The 9,366-nt window shown below is 71.6% G+C and carries 8 protein-coding genes; 3 read left to right on the top strand and 5 right to left on the bottom strand.

The features are described from left to right. Positions 1-172 precede the first annotated feature (172 nt). Together ACFU95_RS20755 and ACFU95_RS20750 are read left to right on the top strand one after the other, a co-directional pair. The gene (locus ACFU95_RS20755; protein WP_383829411.1) at positions 173-1,291 is read left to right on the top strand and encodes a helix-turn-helix domain-containing protein; all 1,119 of its coding nucleotides are present in this window, start codon (positions 173-175) and stop codon (positions 1,289-1,291) included. Further along, positions 1,288-1,884, top strand: a complete 597-nt coding sequence (locus tag ACFU95_RS20750; protein WP_383829408.1) for an HD family hydrolase — start codon at positions 1,288-1,290, stop codon at positions 1,882-1,884. Before ACFU95_RS20755 ends, ACFU95_RS20750 begins: the two co-directional genes overlap by 4 nt. 423 nt (positions 1,885-2,307) lie before the next feature. Here ACFU95_RS20750 and ACFU95_RS20745 read toward each other — a convergent pair whose 3' ends face one another. The 4 genes from ACFU95_RS20745 to ACFU95_RS20730 form a co-directional block, all read right to left on the bottom strand. Next, on the bottom strand, positions 2,308-3,981 hold the full coding sequence (locus tag ACFU95_RS20745; protein ID WP_383829405.1) for a glycoside hydrolase family 13 protein: 1,674 nt from the start codon (positions 3,979-3,981) through the stop codon (positions 2,308-2,310). A gap of 86 nt (positions 3,982-4,067) precedes the next feature. Continuing rightward, complete coding sequence (locus tag ACFU95_RS20740; protein ID WP_383829402.1) at positions 4,068-4,907, bottom strand: carbohydrate ABC transporter permease; 840 nt, start codon at positions 4,905-4,907, stop codon at positions 4,068-4,070. Then, complete coding sequence (locus tag ACFU95_RS20735; RefSeq protein ID WP_383829399.1) at positions 4,904-5,866, bottom strand: carbohydrate ABC transporter permease; 963 nt, start codon at positions 5,864-5,866, stop codon at positions 4,904-4,906. Before ACFU95_RS20735 ends, ACFU95_RS20740 begins: the two co-directional genes overlap by 4 nt. A 203-nt stretch (positions 5,867-6,069) precedes the next feature. Next, positions 6,070-7,383: an ABC transporter substrate-binding protein gene (locus tag ACFU95_RS20730; protein WP_383829396.1), complete on the bottom strand. Its 1,314-nt coding sequence runs from the start codon at positions 7,381-7,383 to the stop codon at positions 6,070-6,072. Between the two features lie 189 nt (positions 7,384-7,572). On the opposite strand from ACFU95_RS20730, the gene ACFU95_RS20725 reads away from it, so the two are divergent. Beyond that, a complete protein-coding gene (locus tag ACFU95_RS20725; protein ID WP_383829393.1) occupies positions 7,573-8,604 on the top strand; it encodes a LacI family DNA-binding transcriptional regulator in 1,032 nt (343 codons plus the stop codon). A 63-nt stretch (positions 8,605-8,667) separates the two neighbouring features. Here ACFU95_RS20725 and ACFU95_RS20720 read toward each other — a convergent pair whose 3' ends face one another. Next, positions 8,668-9,318: a TetR/AcrR family transcriptional regulator gene (locus ACFU95_RS20720; RefSeq protein WP_383829390.1), complete on the bottom strand. Its 651-nt coding sequence runs from the start codon at positions 9,316-9,318 to the stop codon at positions 8,668-8,670. Between the last annotated feature and the right edge of the window lie 48 nt (positions 9,319-9,366).

The raw sequence follows: 9,366 nt of genomic DNA, 5'->3' as shown, positions 1-9,366 counted from the left end.
GAGACGACACACGGCTCCTCAGCCTGCCCACCACCAGCCACAGAAAGCGAAACGGCCCACCGACTCCGTCGGCGGACCGTCACGAAAGATCGAGGTTAGGTAGGCGTGGTTACCGCTTGTAGTGACCGTGAGTACGGGTAAGGGCCCGTCGTGAGCGGGCAAGGGGGACGCCATGGGGCACCAGGCGAACGGAACCCGGACCGGTGGTCAGGGAACGCCCGGGCGGAGCCGTGCGGGCATCATCTCGGGCTACGTCTTCCGGGTCGTACGCGAACAGTTGGGGCACACCCAGGACAGCCTTGCCGAGCTGTTTGGGGTAGTCCCGGACACGGTCGCCGGGTGGGAGACCGGGCGCCGGCCGCTGACCTCCCTGCCGGTGGGGCAGATGCTCGTGCATCGCCACCGGCTCATGCAGATGGGCACGGAGCCCGCCCTGCTCGCCGCCCTCGAACGCGCTATGGAAGCCGACATGCTGCTGGCCAGAGTGCTGGAGGACGAGGCGCCCGCCGTGCCCAACCCACTCGGCGCCTGGGTCATGCAGCGCGACCTCGTAGAGGTACTGACCTGGCCCCTCAACGGTGTCCCGCCCAGCCCTGTGCGCGACCTTCCAGCACCGCCTCGTCCACGCCGCGGCCCGGTGCCGATGGCGCCCGAGCTACCCGCGGCCGACCGGCGCCGCTTCTACGGCCGCATGCGGGAGACAGCCGAACAGGCCCGAGACGGCCGGGACTTCCTGCTACGCCGACAGGCCCTCTACCTCGCCGGGTTCGACCAAGACGCCGACACCTCCGAGTGGCTGGCGCACCAGCAGCGCACCGAGCGGCCCGACGACTGGCTGACGCAGTGGCTCAACTCCCGCTCCGTCGCCGCGGTGGCCGCCCGCCAGGGCGACCGGGACCGCATGGCCCACTTCATCGACCGCACCCTCGGCGACGACGACCAGGCCGAGTCAGCGAACCTGAACTACTGGGCGTACCGGATCGGGGAGTCCCCGCACGTCCAGCTGTCGGACGACTTCATCGGCGAGGCGACGCCCGGGCGCTGGCACGGAGCCCGGCTGATGGCCCACCTGGTGCGTGGGCTCACGCCGCGGCACGGATTCTTCGACCTCAGCGTCCACACCCTGTGGACGCTGCTCGCGGCCCGCCCGAACCTGCTGCGCGCGCGGTCATCGGCCGGGCAGGCACTACGCGCCCGCCTGCCGATGATGTTGGATGACTCCGGGCTTTCGCCGCAGGCTCGGCGGGAGCTGGAGGGCATCTGGTACGCAATCCGCCTCGCCGAGGCGTGAAAGGGGCACCCGGGGGTGACCAGGACCTGGCGGACGTAGCCCACTTCCTGTGGGAGGCGGGCACGTTGAAGACGGCCCGCCGAACGGGCTGGTGGATGGCGGGCGTTCGTGACCCCGAAAGTGTCGCCGAGCACGCGTGGCGCACGTCCGTCATCGCCTCGGTCATCGCCACCCTGGAAGGCGCCGACGCCGCGCGGGCCGCGCACCTGGCGGTGTGGCACGACTCGCAGGAGACGCGCACCGGCGACGTGAACCACCTGGGGAAAAAGTACGCGGCCCCGGGCGACCCTGTCGCGGTGACGGCGGACCAAACGGCCGGCATGCCCGAGGTCCTGCGGACCGCGGTCCGCGCGGTCGTCGCCGAGTACGAGGCGCGCGAGACGCCCGAGGCCATCTGTGCGCGCGACGCGGACAAGCTGGAGTGCATGTTGCAGGGCCTGGAGTACAGGGGGCAGGGGTACGAGGCTGCCCAGCGATGGGTCGACAACAGCCGGGCCCGGATCGTCACCAAATCCGGCCGGCTGCTCGCCGACCAGCTGCTGGCCCAGGCCCCGCTCGACTGGCTGCGGGCGGCCATGGGCGAGCGCGGCTGACCCGGAGACGACGAAAGCGGCCCCGCCCTCCCGGAGGAGAGCGGGGCCGCGGTCGTTCACGGGTACCGGCGTCGGTCGGGCGACGGGCTTCTCCCCGAGCTGCTGCACCTGGGCGGCCAGCGCGTCCCGCGCCTCGTTCGCGGTGCGCAGGTCGTGCGCCAACTGGGAGGTCTGCCACCAGATGTACGCCACCGGCAGGGCGAACAGCACGCCCAGTAGGGCGAGCGGGTCTCGGCGGGGCTGAAGAAGATCAGGCGGCGGTCGTTCTGTCTCTGCTTGTCCTTTTCATCGGCCTGCTGCTCCAGCTTCGCGACGCGGGCGACGAGCGCGGTGTGCCGCTCGTCCTGCGCTTCCTGTCCGAGCCGGAGGATCTCCGCGTCGACCTTCTGGGTGACGAGCCCGACCGATGTGTCGGCGGTGGGTTCAGGTGTGCGCCGCGAGCGTCCATGCCGTGGTGTCGGGGGCGAGGATGCCATCCTCCACGGGGCCGCTGGCCAGCAGTACCGGGGCGGCGGTCGGCAGGGGGAGAGGCCGGCCGGAGAGGTTGACGCGGCATTCGAGTCCGCCCTTGCGGAAGGCGAGTTCGCCCTCCTGGGAGTGCAGCCAGGCGAACGTCTCGTCGCCGCGGAAGCGTCCGCGCAGGGACAGGGCCTCCCGGTACAGCTCCAGGAAGGAGCCGGGCCGTCCTCGTTGGGCCTCGACGGCATGGTCGCCCCAGTTGTCCGGCTGGGGCAGCCAGCTGCCGGCCGGGCCGAATCCGTAGGAGGTCCCGGAGCGGGTCCACGGCAGGGGGACCCTGCATCCGTCCCGTCCCTTGAGGGCGTGCCCGGAGCGTTCCCACATGGGGTCGCGCAGCGCCTGCGGCGGCAGGTCGGCGACCTCGGGCAGGCCGAGCTCCTCGCCCTGGTAGAGGTAGGCGCTGCCGGGCAGGGCGAGGGTCAGCAGGGCGGCGGCTCGGGCGCGGCGGGCGCCCAGCGCGTCGTCGGCGGCGGGGGCGGCGGGGGCGGTGCCGTCGGTGGCGAGCCAGGCGGTGAGGTCGGTGTCCTGAGGCAGGCCGTAGCGGCTGCGGTGGCGCACGACGTCGTGGTTGGAGAGGACCCAGGTGGGCAGGGTGCCGACCGCATGGGCGTCGGTGAGCGAGGTGTTGATGACCCTCCGCAGGTCGCTCGCGGTCCAGGGGCAGCGCAGGAAGAAGAAGTTGAACGCCTGGTGGAGTTCGTCGGGGCGGGTGTAGAGGGGCAGTCGGGCCGCGCTGACGCCCGCCTCCGCGACGGCGATGCGGGGCGGGTCGTAGGTGTCGATGATCTTGCGCCAGGCGCGGTAGATCTCGTGCACCTCGTCGCGGTCCCAGAAGGGGTGGTCGTCGCCCTGGGGCGGTGAGTTGAGCGGGGCGGCGTCCCATCCGTGGGTGTCGCGCAGGGGTGGTTCGAGGTCCTTGCGGAGGCCGTGGGCCACGTCGACGCGGAACCCGTCGACTCCGAGGTCGAGCCAGAAGCGGAGGGTGTCCTGGAAGTCGGCGAGGACCTCGGCGTTCTCCCAGTTCAGGTCGGGCTGCTCGGCGGCGAAGATATGCATGTACCACTGGCCGTCGGGCACCCGCGTCCAGGCGCCGCCGCCGAACTTGGACTGCCAGTCGGCGGGCGGCAGGCTCCCGTCGGGGCCCTGTCCGTCGCGGAACACGAAACGGTCCCTGGCCGGTGAACCGGGCGGCGAAGCCAGCGCCTCGACGAACCAGGGGTGCTGGTCGGAGCAGTGGTTGGGGACGATGTCGACGATCAGCTTGAGGCCCAGCGCCCGGGCCCCGGCGGCCAGTTCACGGAAGTCGTCGAGGGTGCCGTGGCGGGGGTCGACGTCGCGGTAGTCCGACACGTCGTAGCCGCCGTCGGCCCAGGGCGAGGGGTAGAACGGCGTGAGCCAGAGCGCGTCGACCCCGAGGCCGGCGAGATGGTCCAGCCGGTCGGTGATCCCGCGCAGATCGCCGATCCCGTCGCCGTCGGAGTCGGCGAAGCTGGGGACGTACACCTGGTAGACGACGGCTTCGCGCCACCAGGCGGGGCCGGGCCGGGCGGGGCGGGGGGTGGGGGTGGTCGGGGCCACGGGGTCCTCTCGTGCGGTGCGAGGGCGGGATACGGCGGTGCTGCCGCGGGGGTGGTGCGGTCGCGTGGGGCGGTGGTGGCCGGGACTCAGCCCTTCACCGCCCCCGATGTCAGTCCGGAGACGACGGCGCGGCGGAAGACGAGGACGAGGACGACGATCGGCAGCAGGGCGGCGATCGACCCGGCGAAGATCGTGCCGTAGGGGACCTCGAACTCGGCGCCGAAGAGGGCCACTCCGACCGGGACGGTGCGGAAGGCGTCCTCGCTGTTGAAGGTCAGCGCCATCAGGAACTCGGTGTACGCGGCGGTGAACGTGAACACCCCGGCGGTGAACAGGCCGGGGCCGGCCTGCGGCAGGATGATCTGGAGCACGGTGCGGGTGGGTCCCGCGCCGTCGATCCGCGCCGACTCCTCCATCTCGAAGGGGATGCGCAGCATGTAGTTGCGCAGGATCCAGACGGCGAACGGCAGATGGAAGGCGATGTAGGGCACGATCAGGCCCTGATAGCTGTTGAGCCAGCCGATCTGGCGCTCGATCAGATACAGCGGCGTGATGACGGAGACCGTCGGGAACACCGAGATCATCAGCAGCGCGATCAGGATGGGCCGCTTGCCGCGCATCGGCAGCCTGGCCAGCGCGTATCCGGAGGACAGCCCCAGGGCGAGCACGCCGAGGGTGGTGAGGCCCGCCACCAGCAGGCTGTTGGCCAGGTAGCGGGCGAAGTCGTAGTCGCCGAAGGCGTCCCGGTAGTGGTCGATCGTGGGGTGGGACGGCCACAGGGTGGGCGGGGTGCTGCCCAGCTCGGTGTCCGGTTTGAAGGAGGAGACGGCCAGCCAGTACAGCGGCAGGGCCGTCAGCAGCGCGATGACCACCGCCCCGGCATGGACCGGGGTGAACAGGCGGCGCCGGGCGGAAGGGGCGGTCACTTGGCGTCCTCCTCTGCGACCTGGGAACGGAATGCCTTCAGACAGAGCAGGCACACGACGAAGACGATCAGCGCGGTCGAGGCGGCCACCGCCGCGCCCGCGCCCATGTTCAGGTTCTGGAACATCACCTTCCAGCCGAGCATGGCCAGCGGCTGGGTCGAGGTACCGGGCCCGCCGCCGGTCAGCACGAAGGGCAGGTCGAAGACGCCGAAGGCCTGGAGTACGCGGAAGAGCACCGCGATGGCCAGCGTGCCCCGCAGCAGGGGCAGGGTGATCCGCCAGAACGTCGTCCAGGCGCCGGCCCCGTCCATCTGGGCGGCCTCGTACACACTGCGGTCGATGGTGACCAGCCCGGCGAGCACGATGATCGCCACGAAGGGGGTCGTCTTCCAGACGTCCGCGACGAGGATCGCGGAGAAGGCGGAGACGGGTGTGCCGAGGATGATCGGCGGTTCGTCGGTCACCAGGCCGATGAGCCAGGACAGCGCGCCGTACGCGGAGTTGTAGAGGTAGCTCCACAACTGGGCCGACACCACGGTGATCATCGACCAGGGGATCAGCAGCAGCGTCATCATCCAGCCCCGGGCCTTCGTCAGCCGCTCCAGGACGAGTGCGACCAGGACGCCGAGGACCAGCTCGATCAGGACGCTCAGCACGGTGTATGTCACGGTGAAGGCGAGGGCGTCGCGCCAGGCCGTACTGGCCAGCAGGGCCTCGTAGTTACGGGTGCCGAAGTCGCCGAGCTCGAATCCCGAGCTGCTCAGCCGGACCTCGGAGAAGCTCATGATCAGGGAGATCGCGATCGGGGCGATCGTGACGGTGCCGACCACGAACAGGGTGGGTGCCGTGTACCACCAGGCGGTGCGGGAGGCGCGTCGGGCGCGTGCGGGGGGTGGCGGTGCCGGCGGGGTGGCGGCCCCTCGGCGAGTGCGGCTCGCGGGCCGGGCGGGTGCGGTCATGGCGGTGGGGCCTTTCGTGGGGCCGGGCGCGGGGCTTTCGCGGGCGCTTTCGCGCGGCCTTCCGGGGTGGGCGGTGCGGCGGGTGCGGTGGGTGGGGTGAGTGGGGCGTCGTACACCGCCGCGCCGACGGGGCGGGTTCAGGAGCGGCGTCCGTGGCGGGGGCTCACGGCCGGCGTCCGTGGAGCGGTCTCACGGTCGGCGTCTCACAGCCGTCGTCCCGCGAGCGCGGCCTCGATGTCCTCGGCGAGTCGGCGCGGGGCGGCGGACACCCCCACCGTCCCGGAGAGCATGCCGTTGACCGTGCTGGACGTGGCCTGGCTGATCTGGCTGTAGTGGCGCGACGTCGTCGGCCGGGCGACCAGGTCGTTCTGCAGCGAAGCCTGGAGCACCGGGCTCAGCTTCCGCACCTCGGGCGAGGTACGCACGCTGTCGACGGCGGGGACGGTCGAGGACCGCTCGGCCATCAGCTTCTGGGTGGCGGGGCCGGTCAGCCAGGTGACGAACTCCAGGGCGGCCTTCTGGTGCCGGGAGTTGGGGTTGACGTAGACGTTCCAGCCGCCCACGGTCGAGGCGCGGGTGCCGTCTCCCCCCTTCAGGGCGGGCATGGCCGTGACGCCGACCTTGCCCGCGAGGGGCGAGCCCTCGGCCTCCAACGTGCCGTACGCGTAGGACCAGTTGCGCAGGAAGGCCGCGTGGCCGTTGGCGAAGGCCTGGAGCGCCTGCGGCTCCTGGTAGGTGACGGTCGCCTTCGGGCTCACTCCGTCGCGCAGGAGAGCGTCCATGTAGCCCAGGGCGCGGGCGGCCGCCGGTGACTCGGTGCCCGCGTGCCGGCCGTCCTCGCTGAGGAGTCCGGCGCCGCCGGCGGCGAGGAACTCGTTGGTCACCGCGGTCAGACCCTCGTACGAGGCCCCCTGCCAGACCACGCCGGTGTCGACGTCACCCGCCTCGCGCAGGATCCGGGACTGTTCGGCGACCTGTTCCCAGGTCGTCGGCACGGCCAGGTGGTGCTTGGCCAGCAGGTCCTTGCGGTAGTAGAGGAACGCCTGGTCGAGCGTGAGGGGAACGCCGTAGACGGTGCCCTGGTAGGTGGCGCCCTGAACGGTCGCCGGGTCGAACCGGTCCCAGAAGCCCTTCGGGACGTGCTTGCCGATGGGCCACACCAGGCCCGCGGAGGCGAACTGCGCGGCCCAGGCGACGTCGCCGTTGAACACGTCGGGCGAGGCCGAGTGCCCGAGGATCTGTGTGGTGAGGCCGGCGCGGTTCGTGTCCACGTTGGTGGGCGCGCTGACGACCTGCACATCGATGTCGGGGTGTTCCCGCTCGAAGGCCGTGACGAGGTACCGCCGCGCGTCGTCCGCGCGGTTGCCGAACGGGGCCGCCTGCCAGGTGAGCTTCACCCGCCCGTCGCCCGCCGCACCGCCGGGTCCGCCCCCGCACGCGGCGGTGATCGTGACGGCGAGCACGGCCGCGGCGAGCCTCGTCAGGCGGGGGGCGCGGCGCCTTGGTTTGTCGATCACTGCGGCTCTCTTCCTGTCCCGCACAACACGTTTGCTCAAGCGCTTGCGTTAGCTTGCGCGACTCCCTGTAGCCCGTCAAGAGAGTGAAATGCAGAAAATTCCTTGCCGTCAGCATCAAGCTCTCTGCTCGAAAGCAATGGTGGAGCGCGGTTGCTCAAGCGCTTGCGCTCACCTTGATAGCCTGCCTCGGTGAGTGATGAACAGTCAGCCGCGAGCATGGCGGACGTGGCCCGGGCGGTCGGGGTCTCGACCGGTACGGTCTCGCGGGCGCTGCGCGGTCTGCCGGGGGTCTCGGAGGCGATGCGCCGCCGCATCCTGCGGGCGGCCGAGGGCCTGGACTATGTGGTGTCGCCCGGCGCCTCCGGGCTGGCGACCGGACGCACCGGCTCCGTCGCGGTCCTGGTGCCGCACATCAGTCGCTGGTTCCACGCCCGCGCGCTGGCGGGCGCGCACCACGTCCTGCGCAACGCCGGCTTCGAGGTGGTGCTCTACCACGTCGAGGGGATCGCCGAGCGCCGGGAGTTCTTCGAAACGCTGCCCGTACGACGCCGGGCGGACGGCCTGGTGGTCATCGCTCTCTCCCTGTCCGACCAGGAGATCGAGCGCCTGGGTGGTCTGGGCATGCCTGTCGTGGGAGCCAGTACGGATCTCGGCGGGCACCCGAGCGTCGGCATCGACGACCCGGCCGGGGTGGCGATGGCCGTCAGGCACCTGGCCAACCTCGGCCACCGGCGGATCGGCATGATCCGGGCGACCGACGAGGAAGGCGTCCACCGCGGTGTCTCCCGGCGCCGCCTGGACGGTTATCTCGCCGCCATGGCGGAGTGCGGCCTGCCCGTACAGCAGGACTCGGTCGTCTCCGCCCCCTGGGGCATCGACGGCGGCGCCCAGGCCATGGCGCAGCTCCTGTCCCTGCGCACGCCGCCGACGGCGGTGTTCGCCGAGGCGGACGACATCGCCGCCGGCGCCCTGCGCACCCTGCGCCGGGCCGCGGTCGACGTGCCCGGGCAGATGTCGCTCATCGGCTTCGACGACAGCCCCATCGCCGACCTCCTCGACCTGACGACCGTCGCCCAGTCCGTCTACGAACAGGGCCTCATCGCCGGCCGGATGCTCGTGGAAGCCGTGGAACACGGGACGGTCGCCGACCCACGGCAACGCCTCGACACCCGCCTGGTGCCGCGTGGCACGACCAGTGCCGTACGCCGGCCGGCGCCCTGACCCCCGAACTGCCCGCGGGGGCGATGCGGGAGGGGCGCGGGAGCCATGCGTGCGCGGCCGCCGTCAACGCGTCGGCGGCCAGATGGCGCTGAGGATCGCCTGGACCTGGCCGATCAGGTGGGCCGGGTCGAATCTGCCGGGATCGGTGAGCGCGACGCGCCCGAAGTGCTCGGCGCAGGCGACGAGGGCGTGGGTGAGGACCTCCGGATCGAGTGGCGGGCCGCTTCGGGACGCCAGGGCGACGGAGAGCCACTGCTCCACCCGCCGTCGGAACCGTTCCCGGTCCGCCTCGACGCGGTCGCGGACGACCGTGGGCATGTTGCCCGGAGTCAGCAGGATCAGCCGCCAGGTGTCCGGGTCCTCGCGGAGCATCGCGGACATCCGGCGCACCGCCTCGGAGGCGAACGCGGCGGGGTCGCGCAGGTCCTCAGCGCCGGGGATCGTCCCGAGCAGCCGTCCGAAGGCGCGTGCCTGCTGCCGGTCGAGCAACGCGGTCAGCAGGGCGTCGAGGTTCTCGAAGGCGCCGTAGACCACCGACCGGGCGACATCGGTCCGCTTCGCGATGGCGTCGATGGAGACCCGGTCGTAGCCGTCACTCACGATCACGGCGAGGGCCGCGTCCAGCAGCTGCTCGCGGCGCTCCGCGATCGGGACGCGCGGGGCGTAGGGGCGTCGCTTGCGCGGCCTGTCTTCCGAAGAGGTGGGAGCTGACACCTTGGCAGTTTACGACATGCGTGTCTTAATTTAGGACAGCAGTGTCGT

Source organism: Streptomyces sp. NPDC057623 (assembly GCF_042800355.1).
GTDB lineage: Bacteria > Actinomycetota > Actinomycetes > Streptomycetales > Streptomycetaceae > Streptomyces.
Note: the sequence above shows the minus strand (reverse complement) of the source record. Positions and strands in the feature narration are given on the sequence as shown.

Excerpts from the sequence above, each read along its gene's own strand:
- ACFU95_RS20755 (WP_383829411.1), top strand. The coding sequence starts at position 173 with ATGGGGCACCAGGCGAACGGAACCCGGACCGGTGGTCAGGGAACGCCC.
- ACFU95_RS20735 (WP_383829399.1), bottom strand. The coding sequence starts at position 5,866 with ATGACCGCACCCGCCCGGCCCGCGAGCCGCACTCGCCGAGGGGCCGCC.